Raw genomic sequence first — 488 nt, forward strand, 5'->3', positions numbered from 1 at the left:
CTGATCGAGGCGATCGGCGCGGGCTACCTGGGTGAGCTGACCGGTGGCGTGCTGGGCAGCCATTACGCCGACATCTTCGCGTTCGTCGCGCTGATTCTGGTGCTGACGCTGCGGCCCTCGGGCCTGCTGGGCGAACGCGTGGCCGATCGCGCCTGAGATGGCCCACCCCCTACGCGCTGCGCGCGCCCCCTCCAGGGGGCAACCCCGGCAGCCCGGCCAAGCCGGATCTGCGGGGTTCGCTTGGGAATGCAAATGGCTGTACGGCCATCGCTGAGGAGTTATCCATGCCAAAGAACAAGTTGATTGTCTTCGCGCTGGCGGCCGCGGGTCTGCTGGTGGTGCCGTTGCTGGCGCAGCAGTTCGGCAACGGGCCGGTGCGCATCATCGACCTGGCGCTGCTGTACGTGCTGTTGGCGCTGGGGCTGAACATCGTGGTGGGCTACGCGGGTCTGCTGGACCTGGGCTACGTGGCGTTCTACGCGGTGGGG

General features: G+C 67.8%; 2 pseudogenes. Both read left to right on the forward strand.

Features of this window, described 5'->3' with window-relative positions:
• A pseudogene (locus LZ017_RS21830) lies at positions 1–156 on the forward strand (branched-chain amino acid ABC transporter permease); the annotation flags it as partial.
• A 128-nt stretch (positions 157–284) separates the two neighbouring features.
• Positions 285–488, forward strand: a pseudogene (locus LZ017_RS21835) (ABC transporter ATP-binding protein); the annotation flags it as partial.

Origin of the sequence: Pelomonas sp. CA6, assembly GCF_022549225.1 — a bacterium.
In the GTDB taxonomy this organism is placed as follows: domain Bacteria; phylum Pseudomonadota; class Gammaproteobacteria; order Burkholderiales; family Burkholderiaceae_C; genus Roseateles.